Below are 19,097 nucleotides of genomic sequence, written 5' to 3'. Positions count from 1 at the left end.
TGCTTATGCCGCCATCGGCGTATATCATTGCCCTCCAAGGTGCCTAATAAAAAAGGGATTACAGTGCGCATTACTTTTATCGGCGGGGGCAACATGGCTTCCGCCTTGATCAGCGGCCTCTTGCAGCAGGATTTTTCGCCCATCCAGCTTTGCGTCGTCGAAATAAGCCCTGAGGGACGAGAAAAACTACAGCATGCATTTAACGTGCAAGCGGTGGCCAGCCTTGCCCAGGGTGTAGCCCATGGCGACGTAATAGTCCTCGCTGTAAAACCCCAGCAACTGCCCACCGTGGCCCGGGAACTCGCTCCGCTGCTTGAAAACCATCTGATTATCTCTATCGCCGCCGGTATTCGCGCGGGAGACATCTCCCGGTGGCTGGCGGGTCATACTCGCGTCGTGCGGGCCATGCCCAATACTCCGGCATTGATTCGAGCGGGCGTTACCGGCCTCTACGCCAGGGCCGAGGTGACCGTGGAGGAGAAACGCAACGCGGAGGCCATACTTGGAGCGGTAGGCTCTGTGCTCTGGGTCGAGAGCGAGGAATTGCTGGACGCGGTGACCGCAATCTCCGGCAGTGGTCCGGCTTATGTATTCTATTTTATCGAGGCAATGCAGATTGCGGCGCGTGAATTGGGCTTAACCCCGGCTCAGGCGCGGCAGATGAGCGTTGACACCTTTCTCGGCGCGGCCAGACTTGCCAGTGAGAGCAGCGAAGATGCCGCCGTGCTGCGCGCCAGGGTCACGTCGCCCGGCGGCACGACTGAGCGCGCGATAGCGAATTTGGAGCAAGACGGAGTCAAACGCGCAATTGTCCGGGCAGCGCATGCGGCAAGCCAGCGCTCACGCGAACTGGCCGATGAGTTCGGCAATAAATAAAATCCATTCACTGTTGCTTTGAGGATTACGTATGCTCAACCAGATGCTTATATTTCTCCTCGACACCTTGCTGGGATTATTTTCTCTGGCATTGCTGCTGCGTTTCCTGATGCAGTTGCTGCGCGCACCCCACCGCAACCCATTTTCGCCATTCCTTATCGCACTGACCGATTTTCTGGTGCGGCCTGCCCGCCGCGTGATTCCCGGCTTCCGGGGAATGGATCTCGCCACTTTTCTGCTGGCATGGCTTATCCAATTACTCTTACTGGCGGGAGTTCGAACGCTGCAGGGTTATGACTTCAGCTCTTCTATCGGGATTGCCATCGGCGGGCTTGCGCTCCTGGCGCTGGTAGCGATTATCAAGATGACGATTTATATCATAATGGTAGCGATAATCGCGCAGGCACTACTTTCCTGGATCAATCCCTACAGCCCGCTGGCACCGGTACTCGACAGTTTCACCCGACCGTTTCTCGGAGCTATCCGCGCGCGCATCCCGCCAATCGCTAATATAGATCTGTCTCCGTTATTTGTTTTAGTGATTATTCAACTGTTGCTGTTTGTCGTAGCAGGGATGGAGAGACAAATCTCCCACCTGTTTTAACTCGGCTCTTGATTTAATCTCAAGTGAACGCAAACGCTTAACGCTCCCGTCCCTATCCTCGCAAGCGAAAATAGTTAAACCCACGTGAACAGTCGTAGCCACGCTATGTTAATGCATGACGTCATCTCCTGCGCATAACGCATGGTGTCGCAGCCATCCCCGCGGTGGCCGGCTTACCCTCATTCTGCACATACAGCCCGGCGCGAAACGAACGGAAGTAGCGGGATTGCATGGCGACGCGCTGAAAATCAGAGTTGCTGCGGCGCCGGTGGAAGGGGCGGCTAACGCCGCGCTGATGGCGTTTCTGGCCGAAGTATTTGGCGTGCCGCAATGTCAGGTGATACTCAAGCAGGGAAACAAGTCACGGCGCAAGGTGATCGAGATTAACCAAGCTGTAGGGGGCCCCGAAGTCCTGTTCCGTCAAATCCACGATGGGAATAAGAATTAATCCCCGCGATCATTTCATAGCGTTTCGGCATCCCTCGCGTCGGCGCCGAACCCGGCAATAAGTCCCGGCTTATTTAGCAATCGTAATACTGGGGACACCCGTGCGGGGTAAATCGGTAATCGTCATCTGAAACAACAGATACAACATCTGGAAGGCGTCGCGGTTCCAGCGGGCGAGCGGTCCGGTGGTGTTTACCGCGTAGTGACGATTATGCGAATGAATTGACAGATCCGCACCCGGAAGCGCCGAGTCGGAAACAACGAGTTCCATCGTGGAGACCGGGTTTTCGTTTCGTGCAATGGGTGGAGTGCGCGGGTCTCGCTCGACGTGGTACTCGGGCTCGTCGCCGAGGGAACGGCCGAGGAAGCCGAGAATGGAATGGAAGCTTCTCAGCCGGAAAGTTCCCCGAATGGGCCATTCCCCTCCTGAACCGTGGGGGCGGATGTCGAAGGCGACATCGTTGGTGTTCGTGTTTCCTGCCTCGTTGCTTAACCGGATGCGTTCCTCGGAAGGTAAGGTATTTGGATCATAATTGGTGATGAGGATCGGTCCCGGCACGTTTTTGCGAAGCGTATAAGTATTGTCCTGTTTGTTATAGAGGACAAAAAACTCTTTCTCCAGAACCTGAAAACCCTCAGCGGTAACTGCCCCGGCGGGAATGATCCACGTGCGTTCGAGGGTCAAGGGTTCGACATGAAGCTGGTTTTGGTCCTGGATAGCGGAAAGATGCAGCACCACGCGACGGAACATCTCATACCCCTGTGAATCGGAGGGCAGATTTCGATAGGCAATCCGTTCGGTGGGCTGTTGGAGGCGTACTTCCTGCGCCATGAGTCTCAGCAGCAGGTCGATGTCGTAGCGCTGACGAAGCAACAGCGTCAGCTTGGCTTGCTGAAACGGGGCTAGCAGCCGCTTGGTGAATTCTTCTCCTTCAATGGGGACAATGCTGATGGTGGGATTTTCAGCGACAGTGGCGCCAAAAATCGGCATCAATACTGCTCCGGCGAGCCCCCCCAGCGCAGGCGTGGCCCCGGCATTGAAGCGAAAATCGAAGGTTGCCGCAACGTTCGATACACCCGTGAAATGTAGGGGCTGGTGATGATGGGCCCGCGCGATATTCGCCAGCAATTGCTTGGATGCCGCACTCGTAATGGCCTCGTCATAGGCGGAGACTGCCCGGTTGAGTGCTATGGGTGATGCACAGCCGGACAACGCCATCGCGGAGATCAGATAAAGCAGCGCATAAAATAAAGGCATGTACCCTCTTTTCCAAATCCGCTTTGGGGCTATCAAACGAAACGACGCCAGGCGAAAGATAGCGGCTGAAACGGCCGACATCACTCGCTGCTTATATGAAGGAGCAATGCTTGGGCGTGCTCGGACAGTGTTCGATCCATCGTGGGGGACCAGCTGGAACTCCGCCAGCGCCTCTCTGGTCTATTACCTACCGGCAAGACGAGGCCATAAACCTGTTTAACCGTGCCAGTCATTCGATCGCTGCATCGGACATATGCCCAGCCTGTGAACTCAATGTCTCGATGATTGAGCCCCCTTGCTCTAGTTTAAGCGCTCGATTCAACTCGACATTTTGCACTAAATTGGGCGGACGGGCGATTTTTTGCTATATTTGCGCTATATTTTCAGGTGCGGCAACAGGGAAAGCCAGATCTGCAGAGAGGAGGATCACATGAAAAAGATTTTGATCTTGATCGCGTCCGCCTTCATCTTGACCGGGAACTGGACAGGGGCCTTGGCCGAAGACGGCGTAGGCAGCCCCGGCGATCCGGGAAAGGTCTCCCGCACCATCGAGATTACCATGGTGGAAAACCGTTTCAAGCCTTCTGAAATAAGCGTGAAACAGGGAGAAACAATTAAATTTTTGCTTAAGAATGAAGGCAAAAAGCAGCATGAGATGATGATCGGCTCACCTGACGAAATCGATGAGCATGGCAAAATGATGAAAAAACACCCTGAGAAGGAACACCATGACGAGCCCAATATGATCAGCGTCAACGCTGGCGACACTCGCGAACTGGTATGGCACTTCGCCGATGCGGGCACCGTCAGTTTCGCCTGCCCGTTGCCAGGCCACTTCAAGGGCATGAACTTTCCCGGCATGAAAGGAACAATCAACGTGGAAGCCAAATGAAAATAGCAAAACATGTATTACTAGCAGGATCCTTTCTCATCAGCGGTTTGCCGGCGGTCACGCAGGCCGCTCCGACGACGGTCGAGGTCTACAAAAGCGCCACATGCAAATGCTGCGCAAAATGGGTAGACCATATGCGCGCGCACGGCTTCACTGTGAACACCCACGATGTGGGTAACAAAGAGGCACGGGAGCGCGCCGGCATTTCTACGACGCTGGGTTCATGCCATACCGCCCTGATCGACGGTTATGCGGTTGAAGGTCATGTACCCGCAGCGGATATCAAGCGATTGTTGAAAGAGCGTCCACGGGCCATTGGCCTTACCGCACCGGGTATGCCCCATGGCTCTCCTGGTATGGAAGGCGCGCGCAGCGATCCTTATGACGTGCTGTTGATCAATAAACAGGGCGATACGAGCGTATACAGCCGCCACCTTCCTTCCGATCCGAAAGAATCCATGATGAGACTGAAATGAGAGGATTGCAATCTCCTCTCTGCTCTCGTCGCGTTGAATAAAAAGAACTTGGCCCGTCGCATTCGTTACATCCCGCCGACGGGCCAACCGTAAAGGCTATCCTCATGAACATTCGTTTTTTTCTGCTGATCGGCATGGCCGGAATTATTGCTGCATGCGGCGAGTCCAAGTCCCCCGCACCTTCAAAGGCCCCCGCAGAGACATCAGCGCCTGCAGCACCAGCGGTGCCAGCGGCACCCGCCCAGCCGTCCTCTTCCGCTGTCGAGTCGGAAACCACTGTTAAGGAAACGGCGCCTTCAGCTACTGCTCCGGTGGAACAGCCGAAAAACCTGGCGGCGCGTAAGCTGGATCCGGAAAAGATCAAGCGTGGTGAGGCTGTCTATCGTGCCAACTGCGCGAGTTGCCACGGGTCAAATGGGGAATCCACGCCAGGTTGGCGGACCCCCGGGCCCGACGGCAGATATCCGCCACCGCCGTTGGACGGTAGCGCCCATGCGTGGCATCACTCAACCGAAACGCTGGAAAAAATGATTCGGGAAGGTAGCCCAGGTCCCGGGGGCATGCCACCCTGGGATGGAAAATTGACGAATCAGCAGATCGATGATGTGATTGTGTGGATCAAATCACTGTGGCCAGACGACGTGTATGATATCTGGCTGAAGGAAATTGAACAAAAGCCGCAGCCGAAACAAAAATGATGCTAACCAGCGCCCTGAGTCGAAAACCTCTGTAACAAGGCCCATGGGATGGAAAACTTGTTCAGAGGTTTAACAACGCTTAGGCGGGCTCGGCTTTACGCACATCCTTCTCTTCCTTCTTCACGGCAGCTCGGGCTGGCAGCTTTTCCCGAATACGCGCAGATTTGCCCGAACGGTCCCGCAAGTAATACAGCTTGGCTCGGCGCACGTCGCCGCGCCGCTTGATTTCAATACTGGCGATCAGTGGCGAATAAGTTTGGAAAGTACGTTCGACACCTTCTCCACTGGACACTTTACGCACAGTGAAAGCGGAATTCAGACCACGATTGCGTTTTCCGATGACAATGCCTTCATAAGCCTGAATACGCTTGCGGTCGCCTTCTACCACTTTGACGTTAACCACAACGGTGTCCCCGGTGGAGAAGTCCGGGATTGTTTTACCCAGACGGCTGATTTCTTCGCTCTCAAGTTGTTCGATCAGATTCATTTTTCTACTCCTTAGCTTTTTTGCTTTATATTCCTCGGTTGCTGCTGCTTTCAATTGATTCCGTAGGATCGCTGAAATTCCTCCAGCAATCTTTTTTCCTCGCCGGTCAGGCCGCTCTCGACTTTCAACGCCAGCAAATCCGGGCGTCTCAGCCATGTCCTGCCCAAAGACTGTTGCAAACGCCAGCGTTTTATTCTGGCATGATGTCCAGACATTAACACGTCGGGTACCACAGTACCGTAGTAAACCTCGGGCCGCGTGTACTGCGGGAAATCAAGCAACCCGTTGGTGAAGGATTCCAGGCTGGCCGATTCAGGGTCCCCGAGCACGCCGGGCATTTGCCGTACCATACAATCTATCAAAACCATGGCGGCCAGTTCACCGCCGGAGAGTACATAATCCCCGATAGAAATTTCGTAATCCACCTGCCGCTCGATCAGGCGCTCATCTACGCCTTCGTAGCGTCCGGCAAGCAGTACGAGGGCAGGTAACTCGCATAACTCCAATACCACCTGATGATTCAGCGGGCGTCCCTGCGGGGAAAGGTACACCACCTTCGGGGCGCTCACGGTACCGAGGCTATTTACACTTTGGCGGCTTCTTGCCGCCGTTATGGCCCTTTCCAGGGGTTCCGCCAGCATCACCATTCCCGGACCCCCACCATAGGGTCGGTCATCCACGGTACGATGATTATCTTCCGTAAATTCGCGCGGGTTCCAGGTATGTAAGCGATAAATTCCGTTTGTGCTGGCCCGTCCGGTAACGCCGTACTTCGTAATCGCCTCGAACATTTGAGGGAAAAGCGTGACGACATCAAACTCAAAAGCCATGACTAGTAGTCCAGGCCCCAGTCTACCGTGATTCGCGCCGCCTTCAAGTCCACCTTGACAATTACCTCAGGAATGAAAGGAATCAGTCTTTCTGCGTCGCCTTCTCTCGGGCTTCGCACTTGAAGGACGTCATTGGCGCCGGTTTCCAGTAGCCCGGTCACGACTCCCAGCTCTTCACCAAGCACATTAACGACTCCAAAGCCCATCAGGTCTGACCAATAGTACCCCTGCTCACCGCTTTCCGGTAAGACTGGCAACTGGCTGCGAGGAACGCCAACCTGCAATCCCTTCAACTGCATTGCCGCTGTACGATCATCGTATTGCTCAAGTAAAGCAACCAGGATACTTCCGTGGACCTCGCTCGCAAGTACTCTATGCTTACGCCAATCGCCGTTGCCTGTGCCTAACCACCAGACCGGGTAGTCCAGCAACCCATCTACATTTTCGGTATATGGAAAAATCCTGATCCAGCCTGATACTCCGAAGGGCCCGGCAACACGGCCCAATACGACGATCAGTTCTGCTGGTTCGGGGGGTTCAGCTTGCTGCGGCTTTTTGCTTCGCGCCAAAATCTTTGACAAGTCTCGTCACAGTATCAGATAGCTGAGCACCTTGCGATTGCCAATATGTAACGCGATCCAGCTGAACACGCAACGCTTCTTCCCCTTCAGCCGCCCTGGGGTTATAAAAACCGATACGCTCAATAAACTTGCCATCACGGGCATTACGAGAATCAGCTACTACCAGGTTGAAAAACGGGCGTTTCTTTGCGCCGCCACGCGCGAGTCGAATAGTAACCATATGTGCCCTATGAGGGTTCAAAACCGAAAAGGGTGTGATTTTACGGCAATTTTTACGTTATTAGCAAGTTATAAATACCGTCCGCTCCGCTGACGAACGTGGGGAGAAGCCGACTAGAGCACATCCGTAGCAAAAGCAAAATTCGAGGGTCGCGCACGTAAGAACTGGTTCGAAGGTTCCCTACGATGGCGGACTTTGCGGGATGGCTGCGCGCCAGGCGACGGCGCACGCTGATCCCTTATACCTTATTAATTAGGAGAGCATTACAAAGCAGCCCCCCAGCGAAGGACTTGTTCAGAAGCTTCCTAGTGTGCCTGTTCCCAGTTGGGCCCGACACCAACCTCTACCAATAACGGGACGTCGAGTTTGGCGACGTCGCCCATAAGCTTGGGTAATTGATATTTGACCATCTCAAGTTCATCGTCCGGCACTTCCAATACCAGTTCGTCGTGGACCTGCATGATAAGTTTACTACGGAGGTTTTGGCGCATCAGCCAGCCGTGGACCGCAATCATGGCGAGTTTGATGATATCTGCGGCGGTGCCTTGCATTGGCGCGTTGATCGCGGCCCGCTCCGCCGCCTGCCTGCGCATGCCGTTGGAACTATTTATTTCGGCCAGCCACAGCCTGCGCCCGAACACGGTTTCCACCCAGCCCGTGTTCCTGGCCGTTTCTCTGGTGTCCCTCATGTAATTGGCGACGCCCGGATAGCGTGCAAAATACCGATCCATGTATGCTCTCGCGGCAGTGCGGTCAATGCCGAGCTGCGAGGCCAATCCGAATTCCGACATACCATAGATCAGGCCGAAGTTAATGATTTTTGCATAGCGACGCTGTTCCCCGCTTACCATTTCCAGCGGAATCCCGAACACTTCCGCAGCGGTGGCGCGATGTATGTCCTCGCCTGCCGCAAAGGCGTTGAGCAAGCCTGCGTCCTGGGAAATGTGCGCCATGATGCGGAGCTCAATTTGCGAGTAATCAGCCGAAACCAGGCAGCTACCGGGAGAGGCGATGAATGCCTCTCGTATACGGCGACCCTCAGCCGTTCGAACGGGAATATTCTGCAGATTGGGCTCATTGCTGGCAAGCCGTCCCGTCACCGCCACGGCCTGTGCATAATTGGTATGCACACGCCCCGTAGCGGCGTCCACCATGCGGGGGAGCTTATCGGTATAAGTCGATTTGAGCTTGGCAACGCCGCGGTAATCGAGCAGGACTTTTGCCAAAGGGTAATCCAGTGCCAACCGTTGAAGCACGTCTTCGTCGGTCGATGGCACGCCACCGGGGGTCTTTTTCAGCACGGGCAGCTTGAGTCTCTCGAACAGAACCTCCTGAATTTGCTTGGTTGAATTCAAATTGAAAGGCTGTCCCGCGATCGCACACGCCCGATCTTCCAACGCCAGCATCTTTTCACCAAGCTCGCGGCTTTGAACCGACAGTAGCTGCAGATCCAGAAGCACGCCGTTGCGCTCGATTTCAAACAATATTTCCATCACCGGCATTTCGAGCGCACTGTAAACATAGTCGAGCTTTATTTCCTCGGCAATTTGCGGATAAAGGTCCTGGTGAAGCTGCAGCGTAATGTCCGCATCCTCAGCCGCGTATTGCGATGCACGTTCGATGTCCACCTGATCGAAACATATCCGACTCGCCCCCTTACCGGTGATCTCATCGTAGCTTATCGTTTTGACATCGAGATGTCGCAAGGCCAGGCTATCCATATCGTGCGGCCGATGTGATTCGAGTACATAAGACTGTAACAATGTGTCATGTACTATGCCTTTCAATTGAATGCCATAGTTGGCAAATATATGCATATCATATTTGAGATTCTGCCCCAACTTAGGCATGGTCGAATCGGTCAACCACGGCCCGAGCTTGTCCAGCACCATGCCGATGGGCAATTGCGGCGGTGCGCCTGCATAGCAGTGCGCGAGCGGCAGGTAAGCAGCCTGATGAGCCTTGATCGAAAACGCGATGCCCACGAGTTGCGCCTGCATTGGGTCGAGCCCCGTCGTTTCCGTATCCAGAGAAACCACTGGCGCGGCATTTAGAAGTTCGATCCACTCATCGAGTTGGGAAGGGGTAAAAATAGTGTGATAATCCCCTCGCACGACATCGTGATATGTCCGCTTCGCGCTCGCCTCCTGGGCGTCCTCCGAGAATGCGATGCCGCCGGGCTCTTTTGCATCTGGTTCCTGCGTCAATTCGCGCAACCAGGTTTTAAACTCCAGGCGTTCATACAACTCAGCCAACTTTGCGGCGTCCTGCGGTTGCAGCGCAAGATCACGCAAGCTCATTGGCAATGCAACGTCGCATTTAATTGCGAGCAGTTGGCGCGACTGACTCAGCCAATCCAGGGCCTGGCGCAGATTGTCTCCTACGGCGCCACCGATTTCATTTGCATGAACGATAAGGTTGTCGAGATCGCCGTATTTGGTGAGCCACTTTACGGCTGTTTTGGGCCCCACCTTGTCGACGCCCGGGATGTTATCGGAAGCGTCGCCCACCAATGCCAGATAATCGAGCATGCGCATTGGCGCCACGCCAAACTTTGCAAGCACGGCAGCTTCGTCGAGCCTTTCGTTCGTCATGGTGTTGACCAGCGTGACTTGCGGGTTGACCAGCTGCGCAATGTCCTTGTCGCCGGTAGAAATGATGCAGCGCATGTGCTCCCGTTCGGCCTGTTTAGCCAGCGTCCCGATGACATCATCCGCCTCCACGCCTTCCACGATCAGCATCGGCCAGCCCATTGCTTTTATGCACTCGTTGAGCGGACCGATCTGTGCGGCAAGATCGTCCGGCATCGGAGGGCGATGCGATTTATACTGCGCATAAAGATCATCGCGGAAGGTCTTGCCTTTTGCGTCAAATACGCACGCGCTATAATCGGCTTGGTAATCCTTATGCAAACGGCGCAGCATGTTGAGCACGCCATAAATAGCGCCCGTCGGTTCATTGTTGCGGTTACGGAAATCTGGCAGAGCATGAAAAGCGCGGTACAGGTACGATGAACCGTCAACAAGCAATAGTGTTTCCATTTAAAACGTCCAAAGGTTTCCAATGAGCGCGGAAGATAAATTAGCCCATACAATGACAGCCGATTTCAGGGAAAAAACATGGTCGGCGAGGGAGTCATGGCGTGTGTTCGGGATTATGGCAGAATTTGTCGAGGCAACGGAACGCCTGAATTCGATTAAACCCGCAGTAAGTATTTTCGGTAGCGCGCGCACGCTTCCGGATCATCCTACCTATAAATTAGCCGAGCAGATCGCGCGTCTCTTATCCGATGCGGGTTTTGCGGTCATTTCGGGCGGCGGCCCGGGTATTATGGAAGCGGCCAACAAAGGCGCCTATTTCGGGGATTCGCCCAGCATCGGTCTCAATATCCAGCTCCCGCATGAACAGCGCCGAAATGCCTATCAGGACGTGAGTCAGACTTTCCGCCATTTTTTTGCCCGCAAGTATATGTTCGTCAAATTGGCGACTGCATACGTCGTCCTGCCCGGTGGATTCGGAACTCTGGATGAACTTATGGAAGCACTCACGCTGGTGCAGACCGGCAAGACGCGAAGAATGCCTATTATTCTTGTCGGTTCGGATTTTTGGCGGGGCATGCTGGATTGGCTCCGGCAGGTGCTTATTACCGAAGGCGTGATCGCGCCGGAGGACATGGACTTGATGCAGGTGATTGATGAGCCCGCGGAGGTTGTGGATGCGATATTCAAGTATTATGAATCCCGCGGGTTTGAACCGTCCGCAGCCGAACGGGAGGTCCAACTCAATCTATAATAGAGGTGACATTTCGGATAGAATGGGATATTGACCCTTACCCTGCCGGGAGGCGCCATGCGTCGCATCGTTCTTGCACTGTTATTGAGCGTTGCATTACCTGCAGCAGCGCAGTCCAACCAGCCCAAGGACCTGCGGCCGCTGCCTGAAGTGCCGGAACCACCAGCGTTGCCTTTGCCGTCGCCGGGCGCCGGGGATGAGGACGACCCTTCGCTTGAGCCGCAAGTTACCATTACCAAGCGAGGTGAGGACAAGATCGAGGAATACCGGATAAACGGTCGCCTCTACATGATCAAGGTAACGCCTCGTATTGGTCTGCCGTATTATTTGATAGACAATCAGGGCGACGGCACGTTTTCTAGCCATAGCACCGGCGGCCTTGATCAGAACGTCCGCCCTCCAATGTGGGTGATACACCAGTTTTAAATTTTCATAAAGGGCAGCGGCAGATTTTCATCTGTTAGACTTCTGCCCTCCCTTTTTTATCGCTCATGTCCGTTTTCACTACCGTCACCCCACATCAGCTTTCTGCCTGGCTAAGAAACTACTCCCTCGGTACACTCATCAATCTGGAAGGTATCTCTTCGGGTATCGAAAACACCAATTATTTCGTCACCACCAGCCATGGCAAGTACGTTCTCACTTTATTCGAAAAACTGACTGCGGCCGAGCTGCCTTACTATCTGAATTTGATGTCATACCTGTCACGCCGTGGCATTCCCTGCCCCAGCCCCGTGGCGGACCTCGACAATAAATTCCTCGGGGAACTGAACGGTAAACCAGCCAGCATCGTTACCTGCCTCCCGGGAAAATCGCAGGAACAGCCCACTGCCGCGCACTGCGCGGAGGTGGGCGAACTGTTGGCAAACATGCATCTGTCCGGCATTTCCTACCCTGAAAAGATGGAGAATGCGCGTGGACCCAAATGGTGGAAAACCGCGGCAATCGATGTCATGCCCTTTCTCGCTGCGGAAGAGGCCGAAGTTCTCAAGGAAGAGTTGCGTTTCCAATCCCTCTATCGCCTTGAAAATCTGCCGCGAGGAGTGATCCACGCTGATCTGTTTCGGGATAACGTGCTGTTCAATGACGGGGCCATGGGGGGTGTCATAGACTTCTATTTCGCGTGCAACGACGTTTTGCTGTACGACCTGGCTATCACGGCTAATGACTGGTGTTTGAACGACGAGAGAGAACTGGACCCACGATCAACGCGATCGCTGCTTGCTGCCTATCATGCGACGCGCCCCCTAACCCTAGTTGAGCACAAGGCCTGGCCACTGATGCTGCGTGCCGCAGCCTTGCGGTTCTGGGTATCACGGTTACAGGATTTTCATTTGCCCCGGGCCGGAGAACTGACGCATGTCAAAGACCCTTCACACTTCCTGCACATACTGAAAAACCACGCAGCATCACAGTCCCGGTTGTTTGAGGTTTGGGTTTGAGCGCAACGGCCCCGTCGACGTTCCACCGGCCACGCTCTAACGGAGAAAAAAATGCAAGTCACGCAAGTCGATGCGAAACACGGATGGTTATGGATTGTCCACGGCTTCGCCCTGTTCCGCAAGGTTCCGTTGGGGTGGATTATTCTGTGCACCACCTTGCTACTCATCGCCGCAACCCTGTCGCTCATCCCTATGGCGGGACAATTTATATTTACACTGCTATCGCCGGTTTTTTTAGCGGGGCTGATGATTGGCTGTAGGAGCCTGGAACAGGGCGGGGGGCTCGAGTTTTCCCATCTGTTTGCGGGATTCCGACACAACACCGCTTCGCTGATTACGATAGGCGGAATTTATCTGGTGGGACAGGTGCTGATCCTGGGCGTATTCATGCTGGTCGGCGGTGACGTGCTGATGGGTCTGCTGCTGGAAGGAAAGCGAGTGGATGAGAATGAGCTGAAAAGCGTATCAGGGGACATGTTGTCAGCATCTCTTGTAGCGCTGACGCTGTCCATCCCGTTGATGATGGCTGCATGGTTTGCGCCTCTGCTGGTAATCTTTTACGACATGCCCCCGCTAGAAGCAATGCGGCTGAGCTTTGTCGCATGCCTGAAGAACATCGTCGCGTTCCAGATTTATGCGGTAATACTGGTGCTGCTGACGATCCTTGCTGCCATGCCCTATGGATTGGGACTATTTATACTGGTGCCGACGTTATTTACCTCGATTTACATAAGCTTCAGGGAAATCTTCGTAGACACGACCGAAGCAACGTAAGACAGGTTATCCTGTCCGGTTCAGGCCGGAGCCAATTTAGCGTATTCAAGCAACAGCCACTTGGTGCCGGCGCGACCAAATTTCACCTCGACGCGTGCGTCCGCACCGCTGCCCTCGCAATTGATGATCACACCCGCACCAAACTTGGCGTGAATCACATTTTGCCCAACTCGCCAACGGGCGGCGGCTGAGTCACGGGGAGCCGATTCCTGAGTTCGAATACCCTGCCTAGGCGAAAAGCCACTTGAAGCTGATACGCGATTACCAATGGCCGCTTTTTGCAGTGGCTGCAGCCACTTGAGCAGGCCTTCCGGAATTTCCTGCAAAAACCGCGAGGGAATGTTATATCGGGTCTGACCGTGCAGCATGCGGCTTTGAGCGAAACTCAAATACAACCGCCGCCGGGCCCGTGTTAGCGCGACGTACATTAAACGCCGTTCCTCTTCGAGCCCTCCTGTTTCGTTGCGGCTGTTATCATGCGGAAACAGCCCTTCCTCCAACCCGCTCAGAAACACACTATGAAACTCAAGCCCCTTGGCTGAGTGTACCGTCATCAACTGCAGCGCGTCTTCACCCCGGACAGCCTGGTGTTCGCCGGCTTCGAGGGACGCATGGTTAAGAAACAGTAGGAGGCTGTCGTCTTCAGATTCGTGCACGAAACTGGTAGCAGCATTGATCAATTCATTCAGGTTCTCCAACCGTTCGGCTCCCTCGCGTTCGCCGCGATAGTGTGCGCGCAACCCGCTGTGTTCAAGCACGTGTTCCACAATTTCCGGCAACGACAGTTGTTCTCGAACCTGGCGCAAGGATTCGACCAGCGCGACAAAACCTTCAACTCCTTTCCTGGCTTTACCGGTCTTCCGATCCATACCTGTTTCGGATGCCCAATCCTGCATCGAAGTCGCTGAGGCCCCGCATTTCTTCAACATCGCCGTCCATAGGCTCGCCCCTTGCTGCAGGGCATCGTCCTGAAGCTGCTCCAGACTGCGCAGACCGATGCCCCGCGTCGGGAAATTTACGACACGGAGTAGCGCGTTATCATCGTCGGGATTGGCTGTCAGCCGAAGATATGCCAAGGCGTGTTTGATTTCCTGCCGTTCGAAAAAACGCATGCCGCCGTAGACGCGGTAAGGCAAGGAGGCGTTGAACAGAGCATGCTCCAGTACTCGCGATTGCGCATTCGAACGGTAAAGCAAGGCTATCTGCGATAACGCCACCCCTTCCGCGCGCAGCGATTTCACTTCATTCAGGATAAACGCGGCCTCGTCGATATCCGTCGGTGCGTTATATACCCTGATGGGTTCGCCCTGGCCTTCCGCAGTCCACAGATTCTTGCCGAGTCGCCCTCCATTGTTGCGGATGAGCGTATTGGCAGCGTTAAGTATATTGCCGTGCGAACGATAGTTCTGCTCCAGCTTGATGATTTTCGGGATACCAAAGTCGCGCTCAAACTCCTTCATGTTCCCTATGTTGGCACCGCGGAACGCGTAAATACTCTGATCATCGTCGCCAACAACGAATACGGCAGTGCGCTCGCCTGAGAGCAGCTTCAGCCATCGGTATTGCAGTTGGCTGGTATCCTGAAATTCATCCACCAGAACATGATGGAAGCGGCTGCGATAATGTTCGCGCACGATTTCATTACGGCTCAATAATTCATAACTGCGAAATAGCAGCTCAGCAAAATCAACGACCCCTTCCTTGTTGCATTGCTGCTCATAAGAGAGATAAAACTCGGCCATCTTATGCGTAAAATCATCATGGGCTTCAACATGGGACGCTCTAAGCCCTTCTTCTTTCGCATTGTTAATGAACCACTGAACTTGCCGGGGCGGAAACTTCTCGTCGTCGGCGCCCAGACCCTTCAGGACGCGCTTGACGATTGCCAGCTGATCGGCGGAGTCAAGAATCTGAAACGCCTGTGGCAGTCCTGCGTCCCGGTGATGTGCGCGCAAGAGCCGGTTGCAGAGGCCGTGAAAAGTGCCTATCCACATACCGGCGGTATTGATTGGCAACATGGCGGAAATCCGGGTGAGCATTTCCTTCGCCGCCTTGTTGGTAAACGTAACCGCCAATATACCGTGGGGGCTGACCTGTCCAGCCTGTATCAGGTATGCGATACGCGTCGTCAGCACGCGAGTCTTGCCACTACCCGCGCCAGCCAGCACCAGCGCGGACTGGTGCGGAAGGGTTGCAGCTTCGAGCTGTTCGGGATTAAGTGCCGAAAGTAGAGAAGACATTGAGGCAGGCCGTCCGGCAGAAGGATGCAGGACTTATCATCAGCGAAGGTTGGGGAAGCGCTACTGAGATAACAGGTTTATAGTGATCCCGATAAAGTCAAGCAGCAGAAATTCGATGCATATAGTCCGGGAGCCGGAATAAATCACCAGAGCACGGAACTTATTCGGGCGCTCGAACTAGTAAGAAAAGCCGGTTCACGAGAAGAACGCGGCCACACGCCGACTTTGTGGCCACTCGTTTAGACTCGATTCGACTCGCTCTGGCTACGCGCTACGGCTTTGTTTCACCAGATCCAGAATAAGCGGCGTCAATATCAGCTCCATGGCGAATCCCATTTTCCCTCCCGGCACCACGATCGAATTCGGACGAGACATGAACGAGTTGTTAATCATGGACAGCAGGTAAGGAAATTCGACCTTTCTGGGATCGCGAAAGCGAATCACGACAAAACTTTCATCCAGAGTTGGAATGTCACGTGCCACGAACGGGTTGGATGTATCTACCGTGGGCACCCGCTGGAAATTAATATGCGTGCGTGAGAACTGGGGCGTAATGTAATGCACGTAATCGTGCATGCGCCGAAGAATGGTATGAGTGACTGCCTCTGCCGAATAACCACGCGCGTTCATGTCGCGATGGATTTTCTGGATCCATTCGAGGTTAACGATGGGTACGACGCCGACCAGCAAATCGACGTATTTTGCCACATCGGCCGTCTCGCTCTTCGCTCCCCCATGCAATCCTTCGTAAAACAGCAAATCCGAACCCGACTTGATAGGAGCCCAAGGCGTAAAGGTGCCCGCCGGCTGGTTGAATGGCACGGCTTCGTCGTCATTGTGCAGATACAAACGCGTCTCGCCTGTGCCGCTCTCGCCGTAGGTCTTGAATAACGCCTCGAGTTTTTCAAATTCGTTGGCCTCCGGCCCGAAGTGACTGATGGGATGACCGTTCTTTTTCTCGGATTCGACCACGGCTTTCTTCATCGCTTCACGATCATAGCGATGGAAGCTGTCGCCCTCTACCACCGCGGCAGTCAGTTTCTCGCGCCAGAAAATATGCTCGAAACTTTTTTTGACCGTCGACGTACCAGCGCCCGACGAACCGGTAACGGCGATGATAGGGTGTTTTTGTGACATACAACGCTCTCCTCAGGACAATAAGTAATGAATGTTATGTTTTTCTCGTCAATAAATACAGCTGAATTCCAGCAAATTTTTGGCGGCGTTTATGATACCCGTTTTCACCTCGCCTTGGGTTAAAAGATGCAACCTGTTCCGCGCGTTGAGGGCTTTGAAGAGGCCGTTGGTGAGGCGGAATGGAGGCAACAGCACCTTGTTTAGCGTTGCCAGTTCACGCACGGTTGACTTTCGAGAAACTCTGGCATAATATGCCCGGCTTTACTGAATCAGCAGGGATGGGCGTCGTGAAAACCTTTTCAGCCAAACCACATGAAGTAATCCGCGACTGGTTTGTGATCGATGCGGCCGACAAGGTACTTGGGCGTCTCGCCGCAGAGATCGCACATCGTCTTCGGGGCAAACACAAGCCTATCTTTACTCCCCATGTGGATACCGGTGATTTCATCGTTGTTATCAACGTCGACAAGCTTCGTGTCACGGGCGCCAAGGCGGAGAACAAGACATACTATCGTCATACGGGGTATCCCGGCGGTATTTATGAAACCAGTTTTGCCAAAATGCATGCGCGCTTTCCCGGCCGACCACTGGAAAAGGCCGTCAGGGGTATGTTGCCAAAGGGTCCGCTAGGGTACGCCATGTTGAAAAAACTCAAAATCTACGCGGGTGCGTCGCATCCGCACGCGGCGCAACAGCCGCGACAACTCGAAGTCAGGGCCTGATATTAATGAACACGACCTATAATTACGGTACCGGACGCCGCAAAAGCGCCGTGGCTCGCGTCTTCATCAAGCCGGGCAAGGGCTTGATAACGATTAACGACAAGCCGGTTGATGAGTTTTTTTCGCGCGAAACCGGACGCATGGTAGTTCGTCAGCCACTGGAACTCACAGGTAATCTGACAAGTTTTGACATTGTGGTCAACATTCACGGCGGAGGGGAATCGGGCCAGGCTGGGGCAGTGCGGCATGGCATTACCCGGGCATTGATTGATTATGATGCTTCGCTCAAGCCTGTATTGAGCAACGCTGGGCTGGTTACGCGGGACGCGCGCGAGGTGGAAAGAAAGAAGGTCGGTTTACGCAAAGCGCGCCGTCGGAAGCAATTTTCCAAGAGATAATTCTTCACCCTCGTCACAAAAAGCCGCCCTTTTCTGGCGGCTTTTTTATTTGTTACTTTATAATCGTCCCGGAGGATAGGGGAACGCTATGCTTAACGTAGGAATTGTAGGGGGAACAGGTTACACCGGTGTAGAACTGCTGCGCATTTTGGCCGACCACCCTGGGGTGAGCATGCGGGTGATAACGTCGCGCAAGGAAGCAGGTATGGGCGTAGCGGAATTATTTCCCAGCTTGCGAGGACGAGTGTCGCTAAAATTTAGTGATCCTGCAGAAGCTGACCTGGACAAATGCGACGTGGTATTTTTCGCAACCCCAAACGGTATTGCCATGAACCAGGCACGGCCGTTACTGGACGCGGGCGTACGGATAATCGATCTGTCTGCCGATTTTCGCATCAAGGATATAGCTGAATGGGAAAAGTGGTATGGCATGTCACACGCTTGCCCCGATCTGGTAGCCGAGGCCATCTATGGGCTGCCTGAAATCAATCGCGACAAAATCAGAGCCGCGACACTCATAGCCAATCCGGGCTGCTATCCCACAGCGGTGCAACTGGGCTTCCTGCCACTCGTTGAAGCGGGTATCGTTGACCTGGGCAATCTGGTGGCAGACGCGAAATCCGGCGTATCCGGCGCTGGGCGCACCGCCGCGGTGCATACGCTGTATGCGGAGGCCGCCGATAATTTCAAGGCTTATGGTGTTCCAGGACATCGACATTTGCCGGAAATCAGACAAGGTCTGTCGAATATGGCAGAGCGACCCGTTGGGTTGACGTTCGTGCCCCACCTCACGCCTATGGTCCGCGGCATTCACGCTACGCTCTATGCCCGACTAACCTCGCATACCGATCTACAGGCTTTATATGAAAAGCGCTACGCCGATGAGCCCTTTGTTGATGTGCTTCCTCCCGGCGCCCATCCGGAGACGCGCTCGGTACGTGGCTCTAATCTCTGCCGCATCGCTGTCCATCGTCCGCAGGGAGGCAACACCGCGGTAATACTGTCGGTAACGGATAATCTGGTCAAGGGCGCAGCAGGGCAAGCGGTGCAGAACATGAACCTGATGTTCGGCTTGTCTGAAACGCTGGCGATCAGCCATGCTCCACTGCTGCCCTGAGCAGCCTGTCCCTTTTCCGGGGTGCGACGGCGCGGGACGCGAGTCAGTGTCCAAGTTAATAGGACTGTAGCCCCGAAAGAGTCCAACGCCCACCAGGCGATCAAGT

Annotated in this window: 21 protein-coding genes; 13 read left to right on the top strand and 8 right to left on the bottom strand. The window is 54.3% G+C overall.

Annotation, left to right across the window (positions count from 1 at the left end; all coding sequences use genetic code 11):
- Positions 1-63 precede the first annotated feature (63 nt).
- From proC to C8R31_RS09435, 3 genes are all read left to right on the top strand, one after another.
- Positions 64-876: a pyrroline-5-carboxylate reductase gene (gene proC, locus C8R31_RS09445; RefSeq protein ID WP_107693898.1), complete on the top strand. Its 813-nt coding sequence runs from the start codon at positions 64-66 to the stop codon at positions 874-876.
- A gap of 31 nt (positions 877-907) precedes the next feature.
- Positions 908-1,480 carry a YggT family protein gene (locus C8R31_RS09440; protein ID WP_107693807.1) on the top strand — a complete coding sequence of 191 codons (573 nt, stop codon included), beginning with the start codon at positions 908-910 and terminating at the stop codon, positions 1,478-1,480.
- A 115-nt stretch (positions 1,481-1,595) separates the two neighbouring features.
- Entirely contained in the window at positions 1,596-1,928 is a 333-nt protein-coding gene (locus C8R31_RS09435; RefSeq protein WP_107693806.1) for a DUF167 domain-containing protein, read from the top strand.
- A gap of 69 nt (positions 1,929-1,997) precedes the next feature.
- On the opposite strand, the gene C8R31_RS09430 is transcribed toward C8R31_RS09435, so the two are convergent.
- The gene (locus C8R31_RS09430) at positions 1,998-3,185 is read right to left on the bottom strand and encodes a hypothetical protein (RefSeq protein ID WP_107693805.1); all 1,188 of its coding nucleotides are present in this window, start codon (positions 3,183-3,185) and stop codon (positions 1,998-2,000) included.
- 430 nt (positions 3,186-3,615) lie between these two features.
- Here C8R31_RS09430 and C8R31_RS09425 point away from each other — a divergent pair, with 430 nt between their 5' ends.
- The 3 genes from C8R31_RS09425 (at position 3,616) to C8R31_RS09415 (ending at position 5,251) form a co-directional block, all read left to right on the top strand.
- Positions 3,616-4,077 carry a cupredoxin domain-containing protein gene (locus C8R31_RS09425; protein ID WP_107693804.1) on the top strand — a complete coding sequence of 154 codons (462 nt, stop codon included), beginning with the start codon at positions 3,616-3,618 and terminating at the stop codon, positions 4,075-4,077.
- Positions 4,074-4,553 carry a DUF411 domain-containing protein gene (locus C8R31_RS09420; RefSeq protein WP_107693803.1) on the top strand — a complete coding sequence of 160 codons (480 nt, stop codon included), beginning with the start codon at positions 4,074-4,076 and terminating at the stop codon, positions 4,551-4,553. Before C8R31_RS09425 ends, C8R31_RS09420 begins: the two co-directional genes overlap by 4 nt.
- A gap of 104 nt (positions 4,554-4,657) precedes the next feature.
- Positions 4,658-5,251, top strand: a complete 594-nt coding sequence (locus C8R31_RS09415; protein ID WP_107693802.1) for a cytochrome c — start codon at positions 4,658-4,660, stop codon at positions 5,249-5,251.
- Between the two features lie 79 nt (positions 5,252-5,330).
- On the opposite strand, the gene rplS is transcribed toward C8R31_RS09415, so the two are convergent.
- The 5 genes from rplS to polA all read right to left on the bottom strand — a co-directional run bounded on the left by rplS (position 5,331) and on the right by polA (position 10,410).
- Positions 5,331-5,738 carry a 50S ribosomal protein L19 gene (gene rplS, locus C8R31_RS09410; RefSeq protein WP_107693801.1) on the bottom strand — a complete coding sequence of 136 codons (408 nt, stop codon included), beginning with the start codon at positions 5,736-5,738 and terminating at the stop codon, positions 5,331-5,333.
- A gap of 50 nt (positions 5,739-5,788) precedes the next feature.
- Entirely contained in the window at positions 5,789-6,568 is a 780-nt protein-coding gene (gene trmD, locus C8R31_RS09405) for a tRNA (guanosine(37)-N1)-methyltransferase TrmD (protein ID WP_107693800.1), read from the bottom strand.
- 2 nt (positions 6,569-6,570) lie between these two features.
- Entirely contained in the window at positions 6,571-7,083 is a 513-nt protein-coding gene (gene rimM / locus C8R31_RS09400) for a ribosome maturation factor RimM (protein ID WP_107693897.1), read from the bottom strand.
- 22 nt (positions 7,084-7,105) lie between these two features.
- On the bottom strand, positions 7,106-7,369 hold the full coding sequence (rpsP, locus tag C8R31_RS09395; RefSeq protein ID WP_091139203.1) for a 30S ribosomal protein S16: 264 nt from the start codon (positions 7,367-7,369) through the stop codon (positions 7,106-7,108).
- Positions 7,370-7,674: 305 nt separating this feature from the next.
- Positions 7,675-10,410, bottom strand: coding sequence for a DNA polymerase I (polA, locus tag C8R31_RS09390; RefSeq protein WP_107693799.1), 2,736 nt, complete (start codon positions 10,408-10,410; stop codon positions 7,675-7,677).
- Between the two features lie 22 nt (positions 10,411-10,432).
- Between polA and C8R31_RS09385 the strand changes: the two genes are divergently transcribed.
- The 4 genes from C8R31_RS09385 to C8R31_RS09370 all read left to right on the top strand — a co-directional run bounded on the left by C8R31_RS09385 (position 10,433) and on the right by C8R31_RS09370 (position 13,377).
- A complete protein-coding gene (locus tag C8R31_RS09385; protein ID WP_107693798.1) occupies positions 10,433-11,161 on the top strand; it encodes a TIGR00730 family Rossman fold protein in 729 nt (242 codons plus the stop codon).
- Positions 11,162-11,218: 57 nt separating this feature from the next.
- Positions 11,219-11,587 carry a DUF2782 domain-containing protein gene (locus tag C8R31_RS09380; RefSeq protein ID WP_107693797.1) on the top strand — a complete coding sequence of 123 codons (369 nt, stop codon included), beginning with the start codon at positions 11,219-11,221 and terminating at the stop codon, positions 11,585-11,587.
- A 65-nt stretch (positions 11,588-11,652) separates the two neighbouring features.
- Positions 11,653-12,603: a homoserine kinase gene (locus C8R31_RS09375; protein ID WP_107693796.1), complete on the top strand. Its 951-nt coding sequence runs from the start codon at positions 11,653-11,655 to the stop codon at positions 12,601-12,603.
- Positions 12,604-12,654: 51 nt separating this feature from the next.
- Complete coding sequence (locus C8R31_RS09370; RefSeq protein WP_107693795.1) at positions 12,655-13,377, top strand: BPSS1780 family membrane protein; 723 nt, start codon at positions 12,655-12,657, stop codon at positions 13,375-13,377.
- Between the two features lie 20 nt (positions 13,378-13,397).
- On the opposite strand, the gene C8R31_RS09365 is transcribed toward C8R31_RS09370, so the two are convergent.
- Together C8R31_RS09365 and C8R31_RS09360 are read right to left on the bottom strand one after the other, a co-directional pair.
- Positions 13,398-15,617 carry a UvrD-helicase domain-containing protein gene (locus tag C8R31_RS09365; RefSeq protein WP_107693794.1) on the bottom strand — a complete coding sequence of 740 codons (2,220 nt, stop codon included), beginning with the start codon at positions 15,615-15,617 and terminating at the stop codon, positions 13,398-13,400.
- 264 nt (positions 15,618-15,881) lie between these two features.
- Entirely contained in the window at positions 15,882-16,754 is an 873-nt protein-coding gene (locus tag C8R31_RS09360) for a phosphoribulokinase (RefSeq protein WP_107693793.1), read from the bottom strand.
- Between the two features lie 287 nt (positions 16,755-17,041).
- Between C8R31_RS09360 and rplM the strand changes: the two genes are divergently transcribed.
- The 3 genes from rplM (at position 17,042) to argC (ending at position 18,991) form a co-directional block, all read left to right on the top strand.
- Positions 17,042-17,476: a 50S ribosomal protein L13 gene (gene rplM, locus C8R31_RS09355; protein ID WP_107693896.1), complete on the top strand. Its 435-nt coding sequence runs from the start codon at positions 17,042-17,044 to the stop codon at positions 17,474-17,476.
- A gap of 5 nt (positions 17,477-17,481) precedes the next feature.
- Positions 17,482-17,874, top strand: coding sequence for a 30S ribosomal protein S9 (rpsI, locus tag C8R31_RS09350; protein WP_107693792.1), 393 nt, complete (start codon positions 17,482-17,484; stop codon positions 17,872-17,874).
- A gap of 88 nt (positions 17,875-17,962) precedes the next feature.
- Positions 17,963-18,991, top strand: a complete 1,029-nt coding sequence (argC, locus tag C8R31_RS09345) for an N-acetyl-gamma-glutamyl-phosphate reductase (RefSeq protein WP_107693791.1) — start codon at positions 17,963-17,965, stop codon at positions 18,989-18,991.
- Positions 18,992-19,097 lie beyond the last annotated feature (106 nt).

Origin of the sequence: Nitrosospira sp. Nsp2 (assembly GCF_003050965.1) — a bacterium.
Classification (GTDB): domain Bacteria; phylum Pseudomonadota; class Gammaproteobacteria; order Burkholderiales; family Nitrosomonadaceae; genus Nitrosospira.
This window is presented reverse-complemented; position numbering and strand designations above follow the sequence as displayed.

Bases quoted from the DNA above. Each gene is read 5' to 3' on its own strand.
- C8R31_RS09440 (WP_107693807.1), top strand. From the start codon at position 908: ATGCTCAACCAGATGCTTATATTTCTCCTCGACACCTTGCTGGGATTA.
- C8R31_RS09435 (WP_107693806.1), top strand. From the start codon at position 1,596: ATGACGTCATCTCCTGCGCATAACGCATGGTGTCGCAGCCATCCCCGC.
- C8R31_RS09430 (WP_107693805.1), bottom strand. From the start codon at position 3,185: ATGCCTTTATTTTATGCGCTGCTTTATCTGATCTCCGCGATGGCGTTG.
- C8R31_RS09425 (WP_107693804.1), top strand. From the start codon at position 3,616: ATGAAAAAGATTTTGATCTTGATCGCGTCCGCCTTCATCTTGACCGGG.
- C8R31_RS09420 (WP_107693803.1), top strand. From the start codon at position 4,074: ATGAAAATAGCAAAACATGTATTACTAGCAGGATCCTTTCTCATCAGC.
- C8R31_RS09415 (WP_107693802.1), top strand. From the start codon at position 4,658: ATGAACATTCGTTTTTTTCTGCTGATCGGCATGGCCGGAATTATTGCT.
- rplS (WP_107693801.1), bottom strand. From the start codon at position 5,738: ATGAATCTGATCGAACAACTTGAGAGCGAAGAAATCAGCCGTCTGGGT.
- trmD (WP_107693800.1), bottom strand. From the start codon at position 6,568: ATGGCTTTTGAGTTTGATGTCGTCACGCTTTTCCCTCAAATGTTCGAG.
- rpsP (WP_091139203.1), bottom strand. From the start codon at position 7,369: ATGGTTACTATTCGACTCGCGCGTGGCGGCGCAAAGAAACGCCCGTTT.
- polA (WP_107693799.1), bottom strand. From the start codon at position 10,410: ATGGAAACACTATTGCTTGTTGACGGTTCATCGTACCTGTACCGCGCT.
- C8R31_RS09385 (WP_107693798.1), top strand. From the start codon at position 10,433: ATGAGCGCGGAAGATAAATTAGCCCATACAATGACAGCCGATTTCAGG.
- C8R31_RS09380 (WP_107693797.1), top strand. From the start codon at position 11,219: ATGCGTCGCATCGTTCTTGCACTGTTATTGAGCGTTGCATTACCTGCA.
- C8R31_RS09375 (WP_107693796.1), top strand. From the start codon at position 11,653: ATGTCCGTTTTCACTACCGTCACCCCACATCAGCTTTCTGCCTGGCTA.
- C8R31_RS09370 (WP_107693795.1), top strand. From the start codon at position 12,655: ATGCAAGTCACGCAAGTCGATGCGAAACACGGATGGTTATGGATTGTC.
- C8R31_RS09365 (WP_107693794.1), bottom strand. From the start codon at position 15,617: ATGTCTTCTCTACTTTCGGCACTTAATCCCGAACAGCTCGAAGCTGCA.
- C8R31_RS09360 (WP_107693793.1), bottom strand. From the start codon at position 16,754: ATGTCACAAAAACACCCTATCATCGCCGTTACCGGTTCGTCGGGCGCT.
- rpsI (WP_107693792.1), top strand. From the start codon at position 17,482: ATGAACACGACCTATAATTACGGTACCGGACGCCGCAAAAGCGCCGTG.
- argC (WP_107693791.1), top strand. From the start codon at position 17,963: ATGCTTAACGTAGGAATTGTAGGGGGAACAGGTTACACCGGTGTAGAA.